This is a genomic window from Vibrio artabrorum (assembly GCF_024347295.1).
Taxonomy (GTDB): Bacteria; Pseudomonadota; Gammaproteobacteria; order Enterobacterales; family Vibrionaceae; genus Vibrio; species Vibrio artabrorum.
In genome coordinates this window covers 2,305,768-2,329,564 of record NZ_AP025458.1, presented here as the reverse complement: position 1 = coordinate 2,329,564, position 23,797 = coordinate 2,305,768, and the positions used below count along the sequence as shown (strand labels likewise).

The following is a 23,797-nucleotide window of genomic DNA, read 5'->3' as shown; positions in this document are numbered from 1 at the left end:
TTGTGATATCTCGCTAAAAAAGCTCTGTTTTAGGCGAATGAGTTAAGCTGTGATTGAGAATAGCCCTCGTAAATCGGTGACATCAGTGAGTTCTTAGCGAATCGAAATGATCCGCAAACGATTTGCAGTTGAAGAGTGTGATCCGCGGCAAATATTTGCAGCAATATTTATTGATTTGTGCTCTAATACCGCGCTTACCAAGGGATGGTGTTAAAAGATGCTCACTTAGATTGAGTTATCAAAGTTGACCGATCCCTTAATGATCTCCCTTAGGAAAAATAGAACATGTCTAAGAACAAAAAATTTGATATCCGCCTAACAGAAAAACGCAACGGTTGGTGCGCAGAGATTACTCGTCAAGTGACATCTCGCAGCACAACGGTATCTAAGCGTGAGTCTGGTTTCGAAACCGAAGCTCTAGCGCAAGAGTGGGCAGAAAAAGAGCTCGCCTCTTTCATCGCTAACCAAGCTGAACGTAACGAACGTAAATCAGAGCAGCGCAAAGAGCGTGACGAACTACGTCACACTAAAGAGCTTAAAGCAGAACAAGCTCGTGAAGCTCGTGCTAAAGCGCGTGCCGAAGAGGAAGACGCTGAGTAATTCAGTGCATGACAAATTGATTGTTCCCTTAATTTTAAGATAAGGGAATAATAAAAAGGCCCCAAGATAGGCAACTATCATTGGGGCTTTTTACTTTAAATACTTGGAGTCTTTCACTGCGAACTTGTCCAAGCATGCGTTAGGATTCTCAGTTGTTCAGTGCTGTTAACCAATCGTCTTCTGCTACTTCTTCAATATAACTTTCTACAGATTGGCCCACTTCATCATCGTCTTGTTTAAAGTAAGCGATGTGGAATATCGCATCACCTTCATTGACTAAGGGGAGAGTTTGCTGACCAATCACGATTCCGCCTTTGGTGGTGATCACTTGGCTTTCTTCGTGCCCCAGAGGTGAACTGATATAAGCGAGAGTTTGTCCTGCTTCAACCTGTTCGCCAAGTCCTACCATATTACGCAAAATACCGTCTGATTCAGCGCGGAGCCAACTGGTCGATTTACTTAATACTGGCTCTGGTAACTTTTTACGGTTAGGGCGTAGCATGCCGATCTCTTTCATGACTTGATGCACGCCAAGGTAACCCGCACGAATCGCTAGGTGATCAAAACGCAGCGCTTCACCACCTTCGTAAGTTAATACTGGAATCCCCAGCTTTTCCGCTTCGCTACGCAGTGAACCGTCACGCAGTGGCGAGTCAATAATGACGGGGGTTGCGAATGCTTTTGCGATACGCAGTGTTTCAGGGTTCGATAGATTTGCTCGGATCTGCGGCAGATTGGTACGGTGAATCGCCCCCGTGTGTAGATCCAAAATATAATCACAGTGCTTCGCTACGTTTTCGAAGAAGGTGTAAGCGATACGTGATGTCAATGAGCCTTTTTCACTACCAGGGAAACAACGGTTTAGATCACGACGGTCTGGCAGGTAGCGAGACTTATGGATGAAGCCAAACACATTAACAATCGGCACAATAATCAATGTACCTTTTAATTTCTTTGGTTCAATGGCATTCGTTAATTGTCGTGCAATCTCGACACCGTTTAGCTCATCGCCATGGATCGCTGCATTGACCATAAGGGTCGGGCCAGCTTGGCGACCGTGAATGATTTCAATCGGGATCGAAAGTGGAGAGTGTGTGTACAGCTGAGCTGCTTGTAGTTCTATCTCCATTCGTTGTCCTGGCTGAACAGTATAACCAAGTAATTCGAATGGTTGATTAGGTTTTAGTCTTGCCATTTAGGGGGTCTCAACAGGGTGATAATTCATTAACACGGAATGTAGCAACCGTTGATTTTTAGTACGAATCAATCACTTTGCGGTCACGACAAAAGTTTTTTATGGAAGGGGAGTAAGATTGGTTTCTCTTTTCTATTTTGACCATTTGAGTTCGTTTTAAATTGGCATTTTTCTGACAATACTCTGTTTTTTTAATGATATTTGCCGTTAGGTGGATTGATAGTATCCATCGCCATTTTTGGCAGCCAAATTTAAATATTGAGATGAAAATGAAAAAAACAATTACAAAAATCGTTGCATTAGCAGCGGTTTCTGTCGCGCTGTCTGGTTGTGTCGGTAGTAATGCTGTTACCGGGTACTTAATGAAGTTTAACCTTAAAGCTGTTGATAACCGCTACGCTCGTGGTGGATTAAACATGCTACTAGCGCCTGCTTATGGTCTTACTGTTGCAGCCGACTATTTGGTATTTAACTCACTAGAGTTTTGGACGGGTAGCAACCCACTAACGGGTTCTCCACATATTTTTGATGCAAAGATGGATACTTACCTTGATATTAACCATCATCTAGATAAGTCATTGACTGAAGCGCCTGTCGGCCCTATCACTCGTACCAATATGATTAAGAAAGGTCAAATGCAGCAGATTGATGAGAATACTATCCAAATGGACATTACTTACCAATCTGGTGAGCGAGCGACCTTGATTGGTGTTCGTGACGGTGAGATGGTGACGTATTTCATCGATGGAGAAGTTGTTGCGCAGACATCGATTGATGAGCTAGAAAGTTACGCAGCTTCACGCGCTTGAGCGTTTATCTGATCGAGATACAAAAACAGGTACTCATTGAGTACCTGTTTTATTTTGTGTCGATAAGCGATGTTTGCTGACAACATCATTTATTGAAAAAGACGATAGCTTATCGAATTATGCTTTTTCTGGGATCGCTTCAAGCAATGCAACCATTTGGTCCCAGAACAGCTCAACAGTATCGATCTTCACCTTTTCATCAGGAGAGTGTGGGAACTTGATGGTTGGGCCGAAAGAGACCATATCCATGTTCGGGTAAGGTTCTTTGAACAGACCACACTCAAGACCAGCATGGATCACCATGATGTTTGGTTTGTGACCGTAGATCCCTTGGTACATATCGCGGAAGATATGCATGATCTCTGAATCTGCGTCTGGTTTCCAACCTGGGTAAGCACCAGAAAACGCGATGTTAGCACCTGCCAGTTCTGCTACTGAGTTCAACATACTTTCAACCTGGCTACGGCCGGAGTCAATAAGAGAACGGATCAGGCAAAGCACCGTGATTGAGTTCTCTTCTGTTGTGATAACCCCTACATTTAGAGACGTTTCAACAACACCTTCAATCTCGTCACTCATGCGAATCACGCCGTTTGGACAGGCGTTAAGTGCCGCGATGAAGCGAGCTTGGTCTGCTGACGCAAGTGCGCCCATTTCTACAGACGCTTCTTCATTGAAAGTCACGATGCTGTCTTCTACTTTACCTAGCTCTGTTGAAAGCAGCTCAGTGTAGTCGTTATATAGTGAAGCCAGCTTCTCTTGGTTTGCAGAAGGAACAGCAACCGTGACGAAACCTTCACGAGGGATCGCGTTACGAAGGCTGCCCCCTTTGAATTCGACGATGCGAAGGTCTAGCTCTTTTGCGTGACCCGCTAGGAAGCGAGCAAGCAGTTTGTTTGCGTTTGCACGACCGGTGTGGATATCACAACCAGAGTGACCGCCTTTTAGGCCTTTTAGCGTTAGCTTACGTGTGACGAAGTCAGCTGGAATGGCGTTACGTGCAATTTCAAATGTCATTGTACCGTCGATGCCGCCAGCACAACCCATGTACACTTCGCCTTCTTGCTCTGAATCGGTGTTAAGAAGGATATCGCCTTCTAACCAACCCGCTTCAAGACCGAAAGCACCCGTCATGCCTGCTTCTTCATCGACGGTGAGTAGAACTTCGATAGGACCGTGTTGGATTTCGTTTGAAGCAAGAACCGCTAGGCAAGAAGCCATGCCCATGCCGTTGTCAGCGCCAAGCGTTGTGCCTTTAGCGGTAACCCACTCACCATCAATGTATGGTTGGATTGGATCTTTAGCGAAGTCATGAACGGTGTCTTCGTTCTTTTGTGGAACCATATCGATGTGAGCTTGTAGCACCACACCTTTTTTGTTTTCCATACCCGCCGTTGCTGGCTTTTTGATGAATACGTTGCCCGTTGGGTCGCGACGTACATCTAGGCCTTGCTCTGTTGCCCAAGTAACAATGTATTGAGCAAGCTCTTCTTCCTGTTTCGATGGGTGTGGGATTGAACAAATTTTATCGAAAAACTGCCAAATAGGGGCAGGGGATAATTTACTGATCTCAGAGTGGAATTCAGACACGGATGACTCCTTTTTTATTTGATTGCCATATATTTAGAGTTTCAATGGATGATAAATTAGAACAAAAATCTAAAATATAGGTCTGCTTTAATGGCAACAGCATACCACTTGCGTGTTTTTACGAGTAGTGCTTCTAAGCCTCAGACACCTCAATTTTTAAACGCCAGTTTGTTTACTTGATTACAAATACGCATTTGTATGCTTAATATTGCTGGGTTGACAGGTAATTTAAAAACAATTTTGTAATTTAATTACTTAATTCAGTTGTATAAATAATCATTTATATCAAAAGTGTGAAGTTGAACGGAAAGTTGTTGTAATCTTTTTTCTTAGTGGTATATTAGTAACCAACTTCTGAAGTGAAGAGTAAATGCTCAAAGGATGAGTCCGTTTTATCGCCTCCAAGGAACTGAGAAATCATATTCGTTTTTTATTGATTTACTAAGGTGATAGTTATGAAAGGTTTACCATCTGCAATGTTCTGGATTAACAGCTCGGTTTATACTAGCAACTTTGCATACCCAACAAGCTTTGGTTACTAAACCAACGCATGTGACTTGAACAGTTTGTTCACCCCTAATATTGGAATTTTTTTACAACCCTTGGTTGACAGATTCTACCGCCACTCATTTTTGAGTGGCGTTTTTTTTGCCTGCCACTTTCCACTCTCTCCATTTGTCATTTCTCTACCACTCACTGCGGTTGTTTTTCTAACGTCAAATCGTTAATTTTCACTTTATAACTAATTATGTTGAAAAATGACCAGTTCTTGCCGGTATAAACTGAAAATTTAATCAAAGGATTTTCAATAAAAATGGCATTTTTTCGAAATGATAATCAAGTGACTTTATCGTCGCCTACTATTTTAATTATTTGTTTTTAATGGTTAATGTTTTTATAGCTTGTTTTTTTTATCACTTTGATGTCGATACTATTTTGATAAATATCGTTTAGAGCCCTAATTCTATCTAGAATTTGTTATTTGATAACTTTATAATCACGGCCAATCGTTTACGCAACCGTTTACTTCTTACCCATATAGGATTCGAAAATGCTCGAAAAGCTATTCAAACTCAGTGAAAATGGCACAAATGTCCATACTGAAATCATCGCAGGCCTGACAACCTTCCTAACAATGGCTTACATCATTTTTGTAAACCCAATGATTCTATCTGATGCAGGTATGGACCATGGCGCTGTCTTTGTCGCAACCTGTTTAGCGGCTGCTATTGGCTGTTTCATTATGGGCTTTGTTGCGAATTACCCTATTGCTCAAGCTCCAGGTATGGGGCTGAACGCGTTCTTTACTTATGCTGTTGTGATGGGAATGGGTTATACGTGGCAAGTTGCTTTGGCGGCGGTTTTCGTTTCCGGCGTCATCTTCATTTTCTTAAGCCTCTTTAAGATCCGTGAATGGATCATCAATTCGATTCCTATGTCACTGCGTGTTGGTATATCGGCTGGTATCGGCCTTTTCCTTGCGTTTATTGCGCTTAGTAATGCTGGTATCGTGGTGTCTAACCCTGCAACGAAAGTCTCACTGGGTGATATTACGGCGATTGCTCCAATCCTAGGCGCTCTGGGTTTCTTCCTTACTGTTGCTCTGGTTCACCGCGGAGTGAAAGGTGCGGTAATGATTGCCATTCTTGCTATTACCGTGATCGGTGTTGCGGTTGGTGATGTTCAATATGGCGGCATTATGTCTACACCGCCAAGTTTAGCTCCAACATTTTTGCAGCTTGATTTCTCGGCTATATTTGATATCGGCATGGTTTCAGTGATATTCGCGTTCTTATTCGTTGATTTGTTTGATACTGCGGGTACTTTGGTGGGGGTTGCAACGAAAGCCAATTTAATCAAAGAAGACGGTAAGCTACCGCGCTTGAATAAAGCACTACTTGCAGACTCAACGGCAACGTCTATTGGTGCTCTGCTGGGTACATCCAATACCACCTCATACGTTGAAAGTGTGGCTGGTGTCGCTGAAGGTGGCCGTACCGGTCTAACCGCAGTGGTGGTTGGTATCTTATTCCTATTGGCTCTTTTCTTCTCACCATTGGCCGGTATGATCCCAGCTTACGCTACATCCGGTGCGCTTTTCTATGTCGCCATTCTAATGATGTCTGGTTTAGTCGGTATTGATTGGCGTGATCTTACAGAAGCTGCACCAGTCGTGGTAACATGTCTGCTTATGCCTCTGACATACTCTATTGCTGAGGGTATTTCACTGGGTTTCATCGCTTATGCTGCAATTAAGTTGTTAAGCGGTAAAGGTCGTGACGTTTCTCCTGCTGTGTGGGTAATGTCGGTTATCTTTATTATTAAATACATTTTCGCTTAATCGTCTAGATTTCGGCTTAACTGCTGAAGAAGCTGTGCTTGGCAGAGCTTCTCATAACATGACAATATTATTAGGTTTTATACTATGAGTAACAAATTCGTTATCACTTGGGACAATATGCAGACTTACTGCCGTCAACTAGCAGAAAAACAAATGCCAGCCGAGCAGTGGAAAGGCATTTGGGCTGTAAGCCGTGGGGGGTTAGTACCAGGTGCTATACTGGCTCGTGAGTTAGGTATTCGTCACGTAGATACGATTTGTATTTCTAGCTACGACCATGATCACCAACGTGATATGACGGTAGTTAAAGCACCTGAAGGTGATGGCGAAGGCTTCTTGATTGTTGAAGATCTTGTCGATAGTGGTGACACTGCACGTAAGCTTCGCGAAATGTACCCTAAAGCGAAATTAATCGCAGTTTGTGCTAAGCCATCAGGCGCACATTTGCTTGACGAGTACATCGTCGATATCGCTCAAGACACATGGATTGAACAACCTTGGGATACTAGCCTAAGTTATGTTGAACCTGTAAATCGCAAGGTAAAATAAGCGTAAGCTAAGTTTTTTGATAAATGACCCTATATAGGGTCATTTTTTTTTATACTATGAGTCACAACCATTTCTTATTAAGTATCCCAATGTCTGAATCAGAAGAAACGAGCTCAAACCTTTCGGAAACATTATTTGTTAAGCACAAGCAGGCTAAAGAAACCTCGATGCTGACGCAGTACATGCCAAGTTCGCAAGAATTACTGGATGAGAAGCGTGAGCAGCAAAACTCGTCTTGGTACCGAAACCTAAGGCGTCTGCAGTGGGCATGGCAGGGGGTCAACCCAATAGAGCAAGAAGCCGTGTTAGCGAGAATCGCGTCATCCGATAATTCACGCACTACTGATGAGTGGTTAGATACTGTGATGGGCTACCGAAGCGGTAACTGGGCATACGAGTGGACTAAACTTGGTATGCAGCATCAAAATCGTTCTAATGAGAAGAGTGAAGAAGAGCGGGCTGAAGAGCTATTTTCAGCATCTTTGTGTTTCAGTATTGCCGGCTATCCACATCTGAAAAACGATAGCCTTGCCGCTCAGGCTCAAGTGTTGGCCAATACCGCTTACTCTGAAGCGATAAAACACACTAAGTTGATCGTCAAACAGATTGATATCCCATACCAAAACAAGAAGATCAAAGCGAATTTACATCTAACTAAAACAGACAAGCCACAACCGGTTGTGATTGTCAGCGCGGGTTTAGATAGTTTACAAACGGATATGTGGCGCTTGTTTCGGGATTACTTAGCACCTAAGAATATCGCGATGCTGACGGTAGACATGCCATCGATAGGGCACAGCTCTCACTGGCCATTAACTGAAGACTCTTCATGTTTGCATCAAGCGGTGTTGAATGAGTTGCCGAATATCCCTTGGGTTGATCATCATAAGGTCGGCTTGTTTGGCTTCCGCTTTGGTGGCAACGCTATGGTTAGGTTGTCGTTTGTTGAGCAGCAGAAGATCAAAGCATGTATCTCTCTTGGTGCTCCGATCCACGATATCTTTGTTCATACCGACAAACTCAAGCAGATGCCTAAGATGCATCTCGATGTACTGGCTTCTCGTCTTGGTAAAGGTGCCGTGGATATCAATAGTCTCTCAGGACAACTGATGGCGTGGTCATTGAAAGTACAAGGTTTGTTGTCGAATAGTAAAACGCGCGTTCCTATCTTAGCATTGGCCTTGGAAGGGGACCCGGTATCACCGGCAATGGATAATCAACTGGTTGCCATTTACAGCCAGTATGGGAAAGCGAAGCAAATCAAAGCGAAGTCAATTACACAAGGGTATGAGCAATCCCTCGAATTGGCGATAAAATGGCTTGAAGATGAATTATTTAGGTGACATCTCTCCGAAATTAGTTAAGCATGAAAAGTGTACAAACTAAGTGCTTGATACTCAGAGGTTATTGATAACACCCAACAGGGTAGTTTCTACGTATTACTGTCTGAGTTCGTCATTCTTAACATTGAAAACGGAGATTCAATATGTCAAAAGTGACACAACAACCAACCCATTACCGACTGTTAAATGTTTTGAAGGCTATTGGTCCTTACCTGAGGGAGCCACAATCAGAAGAGGGTCATTATATTTTTGATTGTTTGTCGGTGTGTGTGAACGATAAAAAGTCACCAGAAGAGCGCGAGTTCTGGGGATGGTGGTTAGAGTTGGATAAGTCGGGAGACGGATTTTCGGCCAAATACAACACAGGTAAGTACAACATCGATGGTCATTGGGAGCCTTTGCCATTACCGAAAAAAGCGGTGGCTGAGGTCTCTCGTACTCAAGAGGCCTTTCACCAAAAGTTGATCGATGAACTTCAAAAGAAATTTGAAATCAGCGTTCAGTTCGACGAAGAGTCTGTCGAATTCGTCTGATTTTAAAGGTTACTCTTCTCTATAAAGTAAAAAGGTGTGATTTCGCGCCTTTTCTACTTGTGAATTCTCTTGTTGATTGCTAAAACATCACCTCTTATTTGTTTTATCCATAAAAGACTTCATGACAATCAATCATCAAAGCGGGACAACAGCACAGCGTAAAACTGTCGTTGTTAAACTGGGTACCAGTGTCTTAACTGGTGGAACATTGGCATTAGATCGAGCTCACATGGTTGAGTTGGTTCGTCAATGTGCTGAATTAAAAAAACAAGGCCATTCGGTGGTTATGGTTTCGTCTGGCGCTATTGCAGCAGGGCGTGAGCACCTTGGTTACCCCGCACTTCCCAACTCTATGGCGAGCAAACAGTTGCTTGCGGCCGTAGGGCAAAGTCGGTTGATTCAAGTTTGGGAGTCTTTATTCGCTATCTATGGCCTTAAAATTGGCCAGATGCTACTGACTCGCGCCGATCTTGATGATCGCGAGCGTTTTCTTAATGCGCGTGACACGATCAACGCACTCGTTGAACACGATATTATTCCCGTGGTGAATGAAAACGACGCAGTAGCGACCAATGAAATTAAAGTGGGTGACAACGATAATTTATCGGCATTGGTGGGTATTTTATGCGGTGCTGATAAGCTTTTGCTGTTAACCGACCAAAAAGGTCTGTTTACGGCCGACCCTCGCAAAGACCCAAATGCCGAGCTCATCAAGGAAGTGAAAACCATTGATGACACACTGCGTAAGATCGCTGGCGGCAGTGGTTCTACGTTAGGTACAGGTGGCATGGCAACCAAACTGCAGGCCGCTGATATTGCTCGCCGTGCTGGTATTGAAGTCATTATTGCCGCAGGCAGTGCGGAAAATGTGGTATTTGACTCATTGAGTGATAATCCTCAAGGGACCCGTTTCTTACCTTTAGAAGAAGCGCTAGAAAACCGTAAACGTTGGATTTTAGCGGGCCCGGCTTCTGCCGGAGACATTGTGGTCGACGATGGTGCAGTCAATGCCGTCAACACCAAGGGCAGTAGCTTGCTGGCGAAAGGGGTGATTCAAGTTCAAGGCGAATTTTCTCGTGGTGAAGTTACCCAAGTCACCAACAGTAAAGGCAAGGTGGTTGCGCGTGGTATCGCCAGTTATTCAAGCCAAGATTTAGCTAAAATAGCAGGCAAGCACAGTAAAGATATTGGCGCTATTCTTGGGTACGATTACGGAGCAGAAGTCATTCACCGTGACGACTTGGTTGTGATTCAAGAGTAGCTCGAGATGATAAGGTGATGAACCGCAGATTCGGCTCTAGCATCTAGACATCACCCGTCGCCTTATCCATCCAAAGACAGAATTTAGGGAGCGTTAAACGTGGATTTAACTAACATGGGGATAGCAGCAAAAGACGCGGCTTTCCACCTAGCGACCGCATCAACGGCGCAAAAGAACAAGGCATTGGCGATCATTGCTGATGAGTTAGAAATAAACGCAGCAACGATTTTAGAAGCAAACGCAAAAGATATCGAACTGGGTCGCGAAGCGGGTCTGACAGATGCACTATTAGATCGTCTGTTGCTCAACGAAGAGCGTTTAACCGGCATCGCGAATGATGTGCGTAACGTGATCAGCCTGAATGACCCGGTTGGCAGTGAAATGGACAGTAAAGTACTGGAAAATGGTATGTCACTGTCTCGCCGTCGCGTGCCACTTGGTGTGGTGGGTGTTATCTATGAAGCGCGTCCAAACGTAACTATTGATATTGCAGCCCTATGTCTGAAGACAGGTAACGCAAGCATTCTACGTGGTGGTAAAGAGACGTTCTTCTCGAACATGGAACTGGTTAAGGTTATCCAGTCTGCATTAGAGAAAGCGCAGCTTCCAGCCGCTTCTGTTCAGTACATCGAGAAACCTGATCGTGAACTCGTATCTCAACTGCTTAAGCTGGATGACTACGTGGATATGATCATTCCGCGTGGCGGCGCTGGTTTGCATAAGATGTGTAAAGAGAACAGCACGATTCCCGTGATCATCGGCGGCTTTGGTATCAGCCATATCTTCGTTGATGACAGTGCAGATCTTGAGAAATCTGTCGATGTGGTTGAAAATTCAAAAGTGCAACGGCCATCAGCGTGTAACTCGTTAGACACTTTGTTGGTGCATGAAACCGTTGCTGAAGCTTTCCTCGCTAAGCTGAAAGCGCGTTTAGCTGGCAAGGTGACCTTGGTTGCCGATGCCAGCGCAAAATCGCTGCTGGCGGGTTTTGAAGACCAACGTGATGCGGTTGAAGGCGACTTTGATACTGAATGGTTAAGCTACACGCTAGGTGTAAAAGTGGTTGCGGATGTGGCAGAGGCGATTGACCATATGCGTGTGCACAATGCGAGTCATTCCGATGCGATCATGACCAACAGTCTCGAAAGCTCTGAGCGCTTTATTAACTCGGTAGGCTCTGCGGCCGTTTATGTGAATGCATCCACGCGATTTACCGATGGTGCGCAGTTTGGTTTGGGCGCGGAAGTCGCCGTATCGACTCAGAAACTGCACGCTCGCGGTCCTATGGGGTTAGAGGAACTGACCAGTTACAAATGGGTGGGTAAAGCAAACTATTTAGTTCGTGGCTAACGCTTACCGCTGGTTTTGCTCCTCTGCTCATTTTTGAAATGACTGTCGAGCAGCAATAATCAATGAATCACCACACAAAAGGGCCTTAATTGGCCCTTTTTCTTTCCTTACGTTTAGCAATTCCGTTACACTGATATCCAATTATTTGGAGGTGATATGCATTGTCCTTTTTGTTCAGAGAACGATACTAAAGTAATCGATTCAAGACTGGTCGCCGATGGTCATCAGGTTCGTCGTCGCCGTCAATGCCTTGCTTGTAATGAACGTTTTACGACGTTCGAATCGGCAGAACTTGTGATGCCAAAAGTCATCAAGTCGAATGGAAACCGTGAACCATTTAATGAAGATAAAATGGTCGGCGGTGTTCAGCGAGCCCTCGAAAAACGCCCTGTGAGTGCGGATGCGATTGAACTGGCTATCAGTACGATTAAATCACAGCTTCGTGCGACCGGTGAACGGGAAGTACCAAGCGAAATGATTGGTAACCTTGTGATGGGCCAATTGAAAGAATTGGATAAAGTGGCGTACATTCGTTTTGCCTCTGTTTACCGCAGCTTTGAAGACATCCGAGAGTTTGGCGAAGAAATCGCTAAATTAGAGGATTAACCCCTCAATCATGTCCAATTTTACTCCCCTAGATTTTCAAATGATGTCGCGTGCTATTCAGTTAGCAAAACGCGGCATTTACACGACAGCACCCAACCCAAATGTTGGGTGTGTCATCGTACAAACCGATGGTCAGATCGTTGGCGAAGGTTTTCATGCCAAAGCCGGCGAACCTCATGCTGAAGTACACGCCATGCGCATGGCAGGTGACAAGGCAAAAGGTGCGACCGCTTATGTCACGCTAGAGCCTTGTTCGCACTATGGCCGAACGCCACCTTGTGCGGAAGGTTTGATTAAGGCTCAAGTTTCAAAAGTGATTTGTGCCATGCAGGACCCTAACCCAAAAGTCGCAGGACGTGGTATTAAAATGCTACGTGATGCGGGTATTGAGGTTGAAATCGGTTTACTAGAGCAAGACGCTCTCGACTTGAATCCGGCATTTATCAAGCGTATGCAAACGGGCATGCCATTCGTACAGTTAAAGATGGCGGCGAGTCTCGATGGGCAAACCGCATTGAACAATGGTCAAAGCCAGTGGATCACGTTGCCAGAAGCGCGTCGTGATGTTCAGAACTATCGAGCAAAAGCCGGTGCGGTGTTATCTACGAGCCAGACGGTGATTGAAGATAACGCGTCATTGAATGTTCGTTGGGCAGAGTTGCCAAGCAGTATCAAACAGCATTACGCTGAAGATAAGCTGCGTCAGCCGATTCGCGTGATACTTGATCGTCAAAACCAACTGCGTCCTGAACTCAAGTTATTCCAGACTCCCACCCCCGTGTTGAGAGTCGCTGAAGCGTCTGCTGATATTGAAGTTAGAACCACAGCTGCAGGTCAGCTCGATTTACATGATCTGATGCGTCAATTACCTGCCAATCATATCGATCATCTTTGGGTTGAAGCGGGCGCGACATTAGCTAAAAGCTTGATTGAAGCACAGCTGGTGGATGAGCTTGTCCTCTATTTAGCGCCTAAATTGATGGGCAGTGACGGACGAGGTTTGATGGGCGCATTAGGGCTCACTTCAATGTCGGATGTGATTGACCTAGATATTAAAGATATTCGACTGGTGGGTGTGGATATTCGTATTGTGGCGAAACCAATTGTGGCGAAATCAATCGTGGCAGAACCAAGAGCGGCGAAACCATTTTCGAAATAGTCACTCCAACTACACAGTGTCGTTGACAACAAAAAGAGTTTTAAAATGTTTACAGGAATTGTAGAAGCCGTAGGTACATTGAGTGCCATCACTCCCCGCGGAGAAGACATCACCGTCACGGTTAACGTTGGCAAGCTCGATATGGCTGACGTTCAGTTAGGCGACAGTATCGCGACCAATGGTGTGTGTTTGACGGTGGTTGAGTTCAATGACCACAGCTACAGCGCAGACCTTTCGCTTGAAACCCTGAAAAAAACGGGCTTTATGGATTACCAAGCGGGCGATAAGGTAAACCTTGAGAAAGCAATGTTACCAACCACGCGTTTTGGCGGACACATTGTGTCTGGTCATGTTGATGGCGTAGGGGTGATTGTTGAACGTAATCAAGTCGGTCGTGCCATTGAGTTCTGGGTAGAAATGCCTGCTGAAATCTCAAAGTACGTGGCTCAAAAAGGGTCCATCACGGTTGATGGTATTAGCTTGACCGTGAATGACTTACGTAAGAATTCTTTTAAGCTGACTATCGTTCCGCACACCTCTTCAGAAACCACTATTGACCAATTCAATGTTGGTCGTAAAGTGAATCTAGAAGTCGATGTGTTAGCCCGTTATATGGAACGTTTACTGCAAGGTCAGCAACAAGAGTCTGAGCCTGAATCTCGATTAACGATGGAATTCTTACAGCAGAATGGTTTTGCCTAATCGCCTTTACTCAGTCCCCCAATAGCACTTTGTAAAAGTTCAGCAATATCATCAGGTTTAAATAGTGTCGGTTCTAGGAATCAGAACCATTTCAAAGGATATAGAACAATGCCAATTAGTACTCCTCAAGAAATTATTGAAGACATTCGCCTAGGAAAAATGGTTATCCTGATGGATGATGAAGATCGTGAAAATGAAGGCGATCTGATCATGGCAGCAGAACATGTGACGCCTGAAGCGATTAATTTTATGGCGATGTATGGCCGTGGTTTAATCTGTCTTACACTGACCAAAGAGCGTTCAAATCGTCTGGGGCTTGCGCCTATGGTGCAAGACAACAATGCACAGTACACCACTAACTTTACGGTTTCGATTGAAGCGGCAGAGGGCGTAACCACGGGTATTTCTGCATCAGACCGCGCTGTGACGGTTCAAGCGGCAGTGGCGAAAGATGCCAAAGCGGCAGACTTAGTTCAACCGGGCCATATTTTCCCACTGACAGCGCAAGAAGGCGGTGTGTTAACGCGCGCGGGTCACACTGAAGCGGGGTGCGACTTAGCTCGTCTCGCCGGTTGTGAGCCAGCATCCGTTATCGTTGAGATTCTAAACGACGACGGTACTATGGCTCGTCGTCCAGATCTTGAGATTTTCGCTGAAAAACACGATATCAAACTAGGCACCATTGCTGACTTGATCGAATACCGTAACAACACCGAAACCACGATTGAACGTGTCGCACAATGTCACTTACCAACAGAGTTTGGTGATTTCGAGCTGGTGACTTACCGCGATACCATTGATAACCAGATCCACTATGCGATGCAGAAAGGCGACCTATCTGAAGGAGCGCCTTTAGTGCGTGTTCACCTGCATGATACGTTTACTGATCTGCTGCATTCTGATCGTGGTGCCGAGCGCAGTTGGTCATTAGATAAAGCGATGAAACGTATTGGTGACGAAGGGGGTGTATTGGTGATTCTTGGGAATGAGGAGTCGTCAGATTCTTTGATTCATAAAGTGAAGACATTCGAAGCTCAGGATAAAAATGAGCAACCGACAATGGCGAAGAAGCAAGGTACCTCTCGTCGTGTTGGGGTGGGTTCTCAGATTCTGCAAGACTTAGGCATTCAAGATATGCGTCTGCTCTCTTCAAGCTCTAAGCGTTACCATGCATTGGGTGGTTTTGGCCTTAACGTTGTTGAGTACGTTTGCGAATAAGCGACTGGTGTATAAACAGATATTTCTCTGTTTATCACCCTATCTATTCGTGATAACTCGGTTTGCTGTTTGGGCAATAATTAGACCCAAACAGCAAAGTTGTTAAGCCGGATTTTCAGCGCGTTAAATGCGTAAGCTGAGCGACATGTTGTTCCCATATCATCGGCAACCGTACTGCGTTATCCTATTTACATCTCCGGTGTCTGTTCTTCTAAATTAGCATTAGATATTGCTCACAGTTTTGTGCTAGAATCCGGCGATTCTCACTTGATGAAAATAGTTAAAGGAAGGCTTATGAAAGTGATCGAGGGTGGCTTCCCAGCGCCAAATGCAAAAATTGCTATCGTTATTGCTCGTTTCAACAGTTTTATTAACGAAAGTTTACTTTCTGGTGCAATCGATACTTTAAAGCGTCACGGACAAGTAAGCGAAGACAACATCACTGTTGTTCGTTGCCCTGGTGCAGTCGAACTTCCGCTTGTTGCGCAGCGTGTTGCAAAAACGGGTAAGTTCGATGCGATTGTATCTCTAGGTACAGTTATTCGCGGCGGTACACCTCACTTTGACTATGTTTGCAGTGAATGTAATAAAGGTTTGGCACAAGTGTCGCTGGAATATTCTCTTCCAGTAGCGTTTGGTGTTCTTACTGTTGATACGATCGATCAAGCTATTGAACGCGCAGGAACCAAGGCTGGTAATAAGGGTGCAGAAGCCGCACTTAGCGCACTTGAGATGATCAACGTTCTTTCTGAAATCGATTCCTAATGGGGGCCAGTGTGAAACCAGCCGCACGTCGTAACGCACGTCAATTTGCTCTACAAGCAATTTATTCTTGGCAAATTACTAAAGAAAATATTGCTACCGTTGAAGAACAGTTCTTATCTGGTGGTAAGTATGATGAAGAAGAGCATCATGCTGCAGAGCCTGCTCTTGCGATGCCTGAAACAGACGTTGCCTATTTCCGCGACCTACTCACTGGTGTTGCTCTTAGCCACATGGAACTTGATAGTAAGCTTCGTCCATTCGTATCTCGCCCGATGCAAGATTTGGATTTGATGGAACTCGCGCTTCTACGTTTAGCTATGTACGAGATGACTCGTCGCGAAGATGTACCATACAAAGTGGTTATCAACGAAGCTATCGAGCTTGCAAAAGTATTTGCAGCAGAAGACAGCCATAAGTTTGTGAATGGTGTGCTTGATAAAGCAGCGCCGCACGTTCGTAAGAAATAAGACGTTTGTCTATTGAATCTAAAGGTCAGCTTTTATGCTGGCCTTTTTTGTAACTCAATTTCTGTAACATTAAAGATAGGGCATGTGATGTCTGGCGAATTTAACCTGATTGAAAAATATTTTGTTAATCGACAACCCCAACGTAAAGACGTACTTCTAGCGGCGGGTGATGATTGTGCTTTGGTCAAAGCCCCAGGCAATGTTGAGATTGCGGTCAGCACGGACACCTTAGTGGCCGGTACCCACTTCTTAACGGAAGCGAATCCAGCTTGGGTCGCACACAAAGCTTTGGCTTCGAATATCAGTGACCTTGCCGCTATGGGGGCGACGCCTGCGTGGGTGTCGTTTGCTTTAACCATACCGGAAGTCGATGAAGCATGGCTTGCTCCCTTCTGTGACTCCTTTTTTAAACTTGCAGACTACTTTGGTATTCAGTTAATTGGTGGTGACACAACCAAAGGTCCATTGAGCCTAACATTGACTGTGCAAGGTTTTGTACCGGAAGGGCGAGCGCTGCGCAGAGATGGCGCAAAAGTGGGGGACTGGATTTACGTAACGGGCAACCTAGGCGACAGCAAAGCAGGCCTCGAAGTGGTACTGGAACCGGAACAGAATAGAGCAAAGCCTTATGCGCTAGAACTTGAAGAGAGGCACTATTTGAGCGTTCCTCGAGTATTGGCTGGCCAAGCACTGGTGAACCTTGCTTCGTCTGCTATTGATATCTCTGACGGTGTTATCGCTGATTTAAAACATATCCTTAAGCGTTCACAGGTTGGTGCAAGCATTGATGTGAGTTGTTTACCTATTTCTCCAGAATTATGTCAGTTTACTTCTGATATCGCTTCAGCTCAGCAGTATGCGCTGACCAGTGGTGAGGAGTACGAACTGTGCTTTACTGTACCAGAAGAGAATAAAGGGTCATTGGAAAGTGTTTTGTCACACACAGGGACAAAAGTTACCTGCATTGGCCAGATAAGACCTGTAGAATATTTTGAATTACACAACAATGGTGAACCATTAAGTTGGCGCTTAACTGGTTACGATCACTTTAAGGCTAATTGATGACAAACCCACTTTCTGCAATCTCTCTTAAAAACCCTTGGCACTTATTGGCAACCGGGTTTGGCAGTGGCTTATCGCCGATTATTCCCGGCACGATGGGCACACTGGCGTCGATTCCTTTCTATCTTTTGTTGGTTCAATTACCGTTCCCTATTTATGTCGTTCTCGTGGTGGTAAGCTGCATTATAGGTATCAAAATCTGCCAAATAACGTCTGATGACATGGGCGTGCATGATCATGGTTCTATCGTATGGGATGAATTTTCAGGTTTTTGGATCACCATGAGCTTAGTGCCTATGTTGAACATTCCTGTTGATGATTGGAGATGGCTAGTAGCTGGTTTTGTGCTGTTTCGCTTTTTCGATATGATCAAGCCTTGGCCTATTGGTTGGTTAGATAAGCGAGTTCACGGTGGGCTCGGGATCATGATTGATGATATTGTTGCAGGCCTTATGGCGGCGATTTCGCTGTATGCAGTGGCACATTTCGCCGGTTGGCTAGTTTAAGTTCAGAAGGCTTTTAGACCAATCAACGGTTCAAGTCTAAAGTAAAAAAAGTAAGGAATTATAATGTCTAAAAAGGTTTACTGTATCGCTCAATTCCAGCCAAAAGAAGGCAAATTGAACGAGTTATTTGAGGTTCTAAAATCACTAGAGTCAAATACTCTGCGTGAAGATGGTTGTATTCAATACAGAGTCACTCGCCATATTCAGAGCCCGTTTGCTGAGGGGCAGAGCTTCCCTATTGCATTCAATGAAATTTGGGCGGATAACGAAGCGTTTGAAGCGCATTGTCAACGTCGTGAGATTCAGCAGTTTTTCCAAGCGCAGTGCGTTGAGGAGACGGGGTTGGTTGAGAACTTCAACGTAGCTATCTACTCTGATGAACCAGAGAACTATGACGCGCCAGTACTTAAGCCTTGTTGCTAAGGCTTTATCGACTCTCAGCGACGAATACGTCGAGTCAATGAGTAGAGACTAAAAAGGTTGACCCTAGGGCCAACCTTTTTTGTTTCCGTTATCTAGCTAAGTTTCTATTTCGCCAGATAAGCTGCGATTGATGTCTCAATGCCTTTCGCATCTAAGCCCAACTCTTCATGCAACTCGCCCTGTGTGCCTTGAGCAATGAACTTGTCTGGTAGGCCAAGGTTCAATACTGGCATGAGTTGCTTCTCTTGCATTAAGAATTCAACCACACCCGCACCAGCACCACCTGCGATGGCATTCTCTTCGATAGTAACCAGTACATCGTGGTCAGCGGCCAGTTGTTTGATGAGAGCTTCATCGAGTGGTTTGACAAAGCGCATATCGGCTACCGTAGCATCGATAGCATGAGCCGTTTGAAGTGCATTTTCAAGGAAAGTGCCGAAGCTTAGAATAGCGACTTTCGAGCCATCTTTTGCTTTTTCGCTTTCGCGAATGATACGACCTTTTCCGATTTCGAGTGCAGTAAACTCACTTTGAATCTCGGTGCCCATACCATTTCCGCGAGGGTAACGTACAGCACTAGGTCCCGTATGTTGGTGGCCAGTATAAAGCATCTGACGGCATTCGTTTTCGTCGCTTGGTGCCATGATCACCATATTTGGAATACAACGCATGAAGCTTAAGTCGAATGCTCCCTGGTGCGTTTGGCCATCAGCACCGACAAGACCAGCACGGTCAATCGCGAACATGACCGGTAGATCCATGATTGCTACATCGTGGATCAGTTGATCATAGCCACGTTGGAGGAAAGTCGAGTAGATCGCCACAATCGGCTTATCACCCGCAATCGCCATACCGGTTGCTAGCGTCACGGCATGTTGCTCAGCAATCGCGACATCGAAATACTGCTCGGGATACTCTTTCGAGAATCGCACCATACCAGAACCTTCACGCATTGCTGGCGTTATCGCCATTAGCTTAGGATCTTGTGCGGCCATATCACATAGGAAGTCACCAAAAATCTTAGAGAAAGTGGGCTTAGAGCTGGTGCTCTTAGGCAAACTTGAATGTGCTGGGTCGAATTTAGGAACGCCATGGTAGCCAATCGGATCTTTTTCAGCGGGCTCATAGCCTTTGCCTTTTTTCGTCATGATATGCAGAAATTGAGGACCTTTAAGATCTCTCATGTTTTTCAGCGTTTTTATTAACTCATTGACATCATGACCATCAATCGGGCCTATGTAGTTGAAGCCTAACTCTTCAAACATGGTGCCAGGGACAACCATGCCTTTTAGATGCTCTTCTGTACGGCGTACTAATTCTTTAATCGGTGGAACACCTGATAGTACCTTTTTGCTGCCTTCACGAATCGACGTGTAAAGACTACCAGAAAGGACTTGAGCCAGATGATTATTCAGCGCACCGACGTTTTCTGATATCGACATCTCATTATCATTCAGGATAACGAGCATGTCATTGTGGATATCGCCGGCGTGATTCATCGCTTCAAAGGCCATACCCGCGGTAATGGCTCCATCACCAATGACGCTGACAATCTTGCGATCTTTGCCTTCTTTTTGGGCACTGATAGCCATACCAAGCGCGGCACTGATCGACGTCGATGAGTGACCTACCGATAGGGTGTCGTATTCGCTCTCTTGACGCCATGGGAATGGGTGCAATCCACCTTTTTGGCGGATCGTCGATAGGCGATCGCGACGACCGGTAAGGATTTTGTGCGGATATGCTTGGTGACCAACATCCCAAACCAACTTGTCAAAAGGTGTGTTGTACACATAATGCAGAGCAACCGTGAGCTCTACCGCACCTAAGCCTGATGCTAAGTGACCACTTGATTGGCTCACAGAGTTAAGGAGGTAGGTGCGTAATTCATCACAAAGTTGTGTTAGCGTCTCTTTCGGAAGTAGACGCAAATCCTCTGGCTTATCTGCCAAAGCAAGAGTTGGGTACTTGGATATATCAAGAGTCATAGTAATGCGCGCTTATTGTCTTAGTTCTTGCGCTCGATGACGTATCGGGCGAACTCTTCGAGTAACTGGGTATTGTATGGGATTGCAGCCAAAGCTTGAAGCGCTTCCTGTAGTAGAGTTTGCGCTTTTTCTTGAGCGCCCTCTAAACTAAGTAAAGAAGGGTAAGTGCTTTTATTCAAGCTTTGATCGGACCCTTGCGGTTTGCCCAAGGTTTCAGTGTCGCTGACGATATCCAAAATATCATCTTGAACCTGGAAGGCCAGCCCTACCGCATCAGCGTACTTGTCCAATTGAGGCATGACTTCTAACGCTTTATCACCAGCAGCGAGTGCACCTAAGCGAATCGCGCACTTCATAAGAGCGCCGGTTTTATTACGATGAACTTCTTCCAATTCTGCTAACGTGACCGCACGATTTTCTGCTTCAATATCAAGAGCCTGACCGATACACATACCCTGAGCGCCAGAAGCTTCAGCTAGGCATTGAATCATTCGAACACGATTGCTTTCGCCAGTGCCACTTAATGTCCCTTCCGCAAGTATAGTAAACGCGAGAGTTTGTAGTGCATCACCCGTTAAAATAGCGGTCGCTTCATCGTATTTGATGTGACAAGTCTGGTGACCGCGACGCAGTTCGTCGTCGTCCATCGCTGGCAGATCGTCGTGAATCAGAGAGTAGGTATGAATACATTCGACTGCAGAAGCGGGCGTATCGAGTTCTTCAGCCGTGCAACCAAACATTTCCCCTGTAATGTAAACAAGAAATGGACGCACACGTTTGCCGCCTAAAAGCAAGCCGTAACGCATTGCGTCGATTAGAGTCTGATTTTGGTGTGGTAGGCGATCAAGCCAAAAGTTCAGTTGCTCGTTATTACGTGCTTGATAAGACAATAAAGTCTCGATCATAGGGGATCTCATACAATTTGTTATTCAGGTTGTGGGTTAAAGTCACTAAGCTCTGCATCTTCGTCATTTTGCAGTAGGATGCTAACACGCTGTTCAGCATCGTTTAGTTTGCTTTGACCAGCACGAGCAAGGGAAATACCTCGCTCGAACTTTTTCAGTGCATCATCTAAAGCTAGATCACCATTTTCCAGTTGATCAACTAAGCCATCAAGTTCTTCGATTGCCGCTTCAAAGCTCATATTTTCAGGTTTCTTAGTGGCCATAATAAATCTGCATTTGGAAAGATGAACGAACGTTACCCTAGGCTGCTGATATGGTCAAATGTAACCAATAAATTTTGCAATAAAGTTCTTTTTTAAGAGCCTTTAGGTCAATTTTGTCGAATAATCTTATCTTTATAAAAATTATCTCTGGTTGATCAGGGTAAAGTGGGTAGTATTTGTGATTCAAAAACTAAAAATGTGATACTTAGGCTAAGAATTTACTAAAAGATCTTATAATCTGGCCGATAAAAAGTTTATCGTCGATGTAGAGCTACAAAAAGCATGAGGAGTGCTCAGTGGATTTAGCAACCCTAATAGGTTTGATTGGTGGAATGGCCTTTGTCGTCATGGCTATGATCCTAGGTGGAAGCCTTGGGATGTTTTATGACACGACATCCATTTTGATCGTGGTTGGTGGTTCAACGTTTGTTGTTCTGATGAAGTTCACCATGGGACAGTTCTTTGGTGCCGCTAAAATTGCTGGCAAAGCATTTATGTTTAAAGCTGATGAACCTGAAGATCTTATCGCTAAAGTTGTAGAGATGGCTGATGCGGCACGTAAAGGTGGCTTTTTAGCTCTCGAAGAGATGGAAATTAACAACAGCTTCATGCAAAAGGGCATCGATCTGTTGGTGGATGGTCATGACGGTGATGTAGTTCGTGCTGCATTGCAAAAAGACATTGCGTTGACCACAGAGCGTCATGAGCAGGGATCGAAAGTATTCACGGCATTTGGTGATGTTGCCCCAGCAATGGGGATGATTGGTACCTTGGTTGGTTTGGTTGCCATGCTTTCGAACATGGATGATCCTAAATCGATCGGTCCTGCAATGGCGGTAGCACTTTTGACCACGCTTTACGGCGCAATTCTTTCAAACATGGTGTTTTTCCCAATCGCAGATAAGTTGGCGCTACGCCGTGATCAAGAGGCATTGAACCGCCGTTTAGTGATGGATGGTGTGCTCGCTATTCAAGATGGTCAAAATCCACGTGTTATTGATGGTTACCTGAAGAGTTACCTAAATGAAGGTAAACGAATTTTTGATGGTGAACCCGCTTAGAGGAATGGAAGATGGATGAAGACAAGCCATGTAAATGTCCTCCTCCGGGGTTACCTCTATGGATGGGGACATTTGCTGATTTGATGTCGTTGCTGATGTGTTTCTTCGTACTGCTGCTCTCTTTCTCTGAGATGGACGTACTAAAATTCAAGCAGATAGCAGGCTCAATGAAATTTGCGTTTGGTGTGCAGAATAGCTTGGAAGTAAAAGATATTCCGAAAGGCACCAGTATTATTGCACAAGAGTTTCGTCCAGGTCGCCCAGAGCCAACGCCGATTGATGTGATTATGCAACAGACCATTGATATTACTCAGCAAACGCTAGAGTTTCATGAGGGTGAATCTGAACGCGCAGGGGGCACAATGCGCGACCAAGGAAAGATGACTGGAGGTAAGTCGCCAGAGGTGTCGACTCACGACAATCAGAACTCAGAGTCAGACCAACAGCAAAAGCAAGCTGAAGCGCAGTCTCAAGATATGGATTCCTTGATGGAAAGCATCAAGAAGGCGCTCGAGAGAGAGATCGACCAAGGCGCAATTGAGGTTGATAACCTGGGTCAACAGATAGTGATTCGAATCCGTGAAAAAGGGGCGTTCCCCTCTGGTTCGGCTTTCTTACAACCTAAGTTCCGACCTTTAGTTCGACAGGTTGCTGAACTTGTTAAAGATGTTCCGGGTATTGTTCGGATCTCAGGGCATACAGATAACCAACGTCTTGATTCTGAGCTTTATCGTTCTAATTGGGATTTATCATCGCAACGTGCGGTGTCTGTTGCTCAAGAGATGGAAAAGGTGCGCGGATTCTCTCATCAACGCTTGAGAGTGCGTGGTATGGCCGACACTGAGCCAGTAGAGCCAAACGATACTGAGTGGCAACGCAGCCTCAATCGTCGTGTTGAAATCAGTATCATGCAGGGTGAACCGCTGTATAGTGATGAAGTTCCAGCGATCGCTAAATAGCCTTTATTTCTAATCGGTACCTTGAAAGCCCAATCTCTCGTAGATTGGGCTTTTTCTTTGTTTGATACCGGTTTTGCCCCAATGTTGCGAGAACACAGGGTGAAATGAGGTGGTCGTTTGTTGCTACGTTGAGTTTATTGAC

General features: G+C 45.0%; 24 protein-coding genes. 19 read left to right on the top strand and 5 right to left on the bottom strand.

Annotated features, from left to right (window positions below; all coding sequences use genetic code 11):
* Positions 1-285: 285 nt before the first annotated feature.
* Positions 286-600 (top strand): DUF3622 domain-containing protein, encoded by a 315-nt coding sequence (locus OCU36_RS10415; RefSeq protein ID WP_010436335.1) that lies wholly within the window; start codon positions 286-288, stop codon positions 598-600.
* A 148-nt stretch (positions 601-748) separates the two neighbouring features.
* On the opposite strand, the gene OCU36_RS10410 is transcribed toward OCU36_RS10415, so the two are convergent.
* Positions 749-1,795, bottom strand: a complete 1,047-nt coding sequence (locus tag OCU36_RS10410) for a succinylglutamate desuccinylase/aspartoacylase family protein (RefSeq protein WP_261837943.1) — start codon at positions 1,793-1,795, stop codon at positions 749-751.
* A gap of 269 nt (positions 1,796-2,064) precedes the next feature.
* On the opposite strand from OCU36_RS10410, the gene OCU36_RS10405 reads away from it, so the two are divergent.
* The gene (locus OCU36_RS10405; RefSeq protein WP_261837942.1) at positions 2,065-2,604 is read left to right on the top strand and encodes a DUF3332 domain-containing protein; all 540 of its coding nucleotides are present in this window, start codon (positions 2,065-2,067) and stop codon (positions 2,602-2,604) included.
* A gap of 117 nt (positions 2,605-2,721) precedes the next feature.
* Here OCU36_RS10405 and OCU36_RS10400 read toward each other — a convergent pair whose 3' ends face one another.
* A complete protein-coding gene (locus OCU36_RS10400) occupies positions 2,722-4,194 on the bottom strand; it encodes an aminoacyl-histidine dipeptidase (protein ID WP_261837941.1) in 1,473 nt (490 codons plus the stop codon).
* Between the two features lie 1,051 nt (positions 4,195-5,245).
* On the opposite strand from OCU36_RS10400, the gene OCU36_RS10395 reads away from it, so the two are divergent.
* The 15 genes from OCU36_RS10395 to OCU36_RS10325 all read left to right on the top strand — a co-directional run bounded on the left by OCU36_RS10395 (position 5,246) and on the right by OCU36_RS10325 (position 18,479).
* Positions 5,246-6,535 (top strand): NCS2 family permease, encoded by a 1,290-nt coding sequence (locus tag OCU36_RS10395; protein WP_261837940.1) that lies wholly within the window; start codon positions 5,246-5,248, stop codon positions 6,533-6,535.
* Between the two features lie 84 nt (positions 6,536-6,619).
* A complete protein-coding gene (locus tag OCU36_RS10390) occupies positions 6,620-7,084 on the top strand; it encodes a xanthine phosphoribosyltransferase (RefSeq protein ID WP_261837939.1) in 465 nt (154 codons plus the stop codon).
* A gap of 89 nt (positions 7,085-7,173) precedes the next feature.
* On the top strand, positions 7,174-8,427 hold the full coding sequence (frsA, locus tag OCU36_RS10385; protein WP_261837938.1) for an esterase FrsA: 1,254 nt from the start codon (positions 7,174-7,176) through the stop codon (positions 8,425-8,427).
* A gap of 143 nt (positions 8,428-8,570) precedes the next feature.
* Positions 8,571-8,960 (top strand): sigma factor-binding protein Crl, encoded by a 390-nt coding sequence (crl, locus tag OCU36_RS10380; protein ID WP_261837937.1) that lies wholly within the window; start codon positions 8,571-8,573, stop codon positions 8,958-8,960.
* A 76-nt stretch (positions 8,961-9,036) separates the two neighbouring features.
* Positions 9,037-10,221: a glutamate 5-kinase gene (gene proB / locus OCU36_RS10375; protein WP_261837936.1), complete on the top strand. Its 1,185-nt coding sequence runs from the start codon at positions 9,037-9,039 to the stop codon at positions 10,219-10,221.
* A 99-nt stretch (positions 10,222-10,320) separates the two neighbouring features.
* Positions 10,321-11,571 carry a glutamate-5-semialdehyde dehydrogenase gene (locus OCU36_RS10370; protein ID WP_261837935.1) on the top strand — a complete coding sequence of 417 codons (1,251 nt, stop codon included), beginning with the start codon at positions 10,321-10,323 and terminating at the stop codon, positions 11,569-11,571.
* 156 nt (positions 11,572-11,727) lie between these two features.
* On the top strand, positions 11,728-12,177 hold the full coding sequence (nrdR, locus tag OCU36_RS10365; protein WP_261837934.1) for a transcriptional regulator NrdR: 450 nt from the start codon (positions 11,728-11,730) through the stop codon (positions 12,175-12,177).
* A 40-nt stretch (positions 12,178-12,217) separates the two neighbouring features.
* Positions 12,218-13,336 (top strand): bifunctional diaminohydroxyphosphoribosylaminopyrimidine deaminase/5-amino-6-(5-phosphoribosylamino)uracil reductase RibD, encoded by a 1,119-nt coding sequence (gene ribD, locus OCU36_RS10360; RefSeq protein WP_261837933.1) that lies wholly within the window; start codon positions 12,218-12,220, stop codon positions 13,334-13,336.
* A gap of 45 nt (positions 13,337-13,381) precedes the next feature.
* Positions 13,382-14,038 carry a riboflavin synthase gene (locus OCU36_RS10355; protein ID WP_261837932.1) on the top strand — a complete coding sequence of 219 codons (657 nt, stop codon included), beginning with the start codon at positions 13,382-13,384 and terminating at the stop codon, positions 14,036-14,038.
* A gap of 108 nt (positions 14,039-14,146) precedes the next feature.
* Positions 14,147-15,256: a bifunctional 3,4-dihydroxy-2-butanone-4-phosphate synthase/GTP cyclohydrolase II gene (gene ribBA, locus OCU36_RS10350; RefSeq protein WP_261837931.1), complete on the top strand. Its 1,110-nt coding sequence runs from the start codon at positions 14,147-14,149 to the stop codon at positions 15,254-15,256.
* 294 nt (positions 15,257-15,550) lie between these two features.
* Complete coding sequence (gene ribH, locus OCU36_RS10345; protein ID WP_004741508.1) at positions 15,551-16,021, top strand: 6,7-dimethyl-8-ribityllumazine synthase; 471 nt, start codon at positions 15,551-15,553, stop codon at positions 16,019-16,021.
* Positions 16,021-16,488, top strand: coding sequence for a transcription antitermination factor NusB (nusB, locus tag OCU36_RS10340; RefSeq protein ID WP_004734399.1), 468 nt, complete (start codon positions 16,021-16,023; stop codon positions 16,486-16,488). The genes ribH and nusB overlap by 1 nt, the downstream gene beginning before the upstream one ends.
* A gap of 87 nt (positions 16,489-16,575) precedes the next feature.
* Positions 16,576-17,550, top strand: coding sequence for a thiamine-phosphate kinase (gene thiL / locus OCU36_RS10335; protein WP_261837930.1), 975 nt, complete (start codon positions 16,576-16,578; stop codon positions 17,548-17,550).
* Complete coding sequence (gene pgpA / locus OCU36_RS10330; RefSeq protein ID WP_261837929.1) at positions 17,550-18,056, top strand: phosphatidylglycerophosphatase A; 507 nt, start codon at positions 17,550-17,552, stop codon at positions 18,054-18,056. Before thiL ends, pgpA begins: the two co-directional genes overlap by 1 nt.
* Positions 18,057-18,119: 63 nt before the next feature.
* Positions 18,120-18,479: a putative quinol monooxygenase gene (locus OCU36_RS10325; RefSeq protein ID WP_261837928.1), complete on the top strand. Its 360-nt coding sequence runs from the start codon at positions 18,120-18,122 to the stop codon at positions 18,477-18,479.
* A gap of 104 nt (positions 18,480-18,583) precedes the next feature.
* On the opposite strand, the gene dxs is transcribed toward OCU36_RS10325, so the two are convergent.
* The 3 genes from dxs to xseB are packed head-to-tail and all read right to left on the bottom strand — an operon-like array spanning position 18,584 to position 21,635.
* Positions 18,584-20,467 (bottom strand): 1-deoxy-D-xylulose-5-phosphate synthase, encoded by a 1,884-nt coding sequence (gene dxs, locus OCU36_RS10320; RefSeq protein ID WP_261837927.1) that lies wholly within the window; start codon positions 20,465-20,467, stop codon positions 18,584-18,586.
* A 20-nt stretch (positions 20,468-20,487) separates the two neighbouring features.
* Entirely contained in the window at positions 20,488-21,372 is an 885-nt protein-coding gene (gene ispA, locus OCU36_RS10315) for a (2E,6E)-farnesyl diphosphate synthase (RefSeq protein ID WP_261837926.1), read from the bottom strand.
* 20 nt (positions 21,373-21,392) lie between these two features.
* On the bottom strand, positions 21,393-21,635 hold the full coding sequence (xseB, locus tag OCU36_RS10310) for an exodeoxyribonuclease VII small subunit (RefSeq protein WP_104215027.1): 243 nt from the start codon (positions 21,633-21,635) through the stop codon (positions 21,393-21,395).
* A gap of 296 nt (positions 21,636-21,931) precedes the next feature.
* Here xseB and pomA point away from each other — a divergent pair, with 296 nt between their 5' ends.
* Positions 21,932-22,696, top strand: coding sequence for a flagellar motor protein PomA (gene pomA / locus OCU36_RS10305; RefSeq protein ID WP_261837925.1), 765 nt, complete (start codon positions 21,932-21,934; stop codon positions 22,694-22,696).
* A gap of 11 nt (positions 22,697-22,707) precedes the next feature.
* Positions 22,708-23,655 carry a flagellar motor protein MotB gene (locus tag OCU36_RS10300; RefSeq protein WP_261837924.1) on the top strand — a complete coding sequence of 316 codons (948 nt, stop codon included), beginning with the start codon at positions 22,708-22,710 and terminating at the stop codon, positions 23,653-23,655.
* Positions 23,656-23,797 lie beyond the last annotated feature (142 nt).

Excerpts from the sequence above, each read along its gene's own strand:
- ribBA (WP_261837931.1), top strand. The coding sequence starts at position 14,147 with ATGCCAATTAGTACTCCTCAAGAAATTATTGAAGACATTCGCCTAGGA.
- ribD (WP_261837933.1), top strand. The coding sequence starts at position 12,218 with ATGATGTCGCGTGCTATTCAGTTAGCAAAACGCGGCATTTACACGACA.
- xseB (WP_104215027.1), bottom strand. The coding sequence starts at position 21,635 with ATGGCCACTAAGAAACCTGAAAATATGAGCTTTGAAGCGGCAATCGAA.
- OCU36_RS10325 (WP_261837928.1), top strand. The coding sequence starts at position 18,120 with ATGTCTAAAAAGGTTTACTGTATCGCTCAATTCCAGCCAAAAGAAGGC.
- nrdR (WP_261837934.1), top strand. The coding sequence starts at position 11,728 with ATGCATTGTCCTTTTTGTTCAGAGAACGATACTAAAGTAATCGATTCA.
- OCU36_RS10300 (WP_261837924.1), top strand. The coding sequence starts at position 22,708 with ATGGATGAAGACAAGCCATGTAAATGTCCTCCTCCGGGGTTACCTCTA.
- thiL (WP_261837930.1), top strand. The coding sequence starts at position 16,576 with ATGTCTGGCGAATTTAACCTGATTGAAAAATATTTTGTTAATCGACAA.
- OCU36_RS10410 (WP_261837943.1), bottom strand. The coding sequence starts at position 1,795 with ATGGCAAGACTAAAACCTAATCAACCATTCGAATTACTTGGTTATACT.
- nusB (WP_004734399.1), top strand. The coding sequence starts at position 16,021 with ATGGGGGCCAGTGTGAAACCAGCCGCACGTCGTAACGCACGTCAATTT.
- OCU36_RS10390 (WP_261837939.1), top strand. The coding sequence starts at position 6,620 with ATGAGTAACAAATTCGTTATCACTTGGGACAATATGCAGACTTACTGC.
- OCU36_RS10405 (WP_261837942.1), top strand. The coding sequence starts at position 2,065 with ATGAAAAAAACAATTACAAAAATCGTTGCATTAGCAGCGGTTTCTGTC.
- OCU36_RS10355 (WP_261837932.1), top strand. The coding sequence starts at position 13,382 with ATGTTTACAGGAATTGTAGAAGCCGTAGGTACATTGAGTGCCATCACT.
- ribH (WP_004741508.1), top strand. The coding sequence starts at position 15,551 with ATGAAAGTGATCGAGGGTGGCTTCCCAGCGCCAAATGCAAAAATTGCT.
- dxs (WP_261837927.1), bottom strand. The coding sequence starts at position 20,467 with ATGACTCTTGATATATCCAAGTACCCAACTCTTGCTTTGGCAGATAAG.
- OCU36_RS10395 (WP_261837940.1), top strand. The coding sequence starts at position 5,246 with ATGCTCGAAAAGCTATTCAAACTCAGTGAAAATGGCACAAATGTCCAT.
- crl (WP_261837937.1), top strand. The coding sequence starts at position 8,571 with ATGTCAAAAGTGACACAACAACCAACCCATTACCGACTGTTAAATGTT.
- frsA (WP_261837938.1), top strand. The coding sequence starts at position 7,174 with ATGTCTGAATCAGAAGAAACGAGCTCAAACCTTTCGGAAACATTATTT.
- OCU36_RS10415 (WP_010436335.1), top strand. The coding sequence starts at position 286 with ATGTCTAAGAACAAAAAATTTGATATCCGCCTAACAGAAAAACGCAAC.
- ispA (WP_261837926.1), bottom strand. The coding sequence starts at position 21,372 with ATGATCGAGACTTTATTGTCTTATCAAGCACGTAATAACGAGCAACTG.
- pgpA (WP_261837929.1), top strand. The coding sequence starts at position 17,550 with ATGACAAACCCACTTTCTGCAATCTCTCTTAAAAACCCTTGGCACTTA.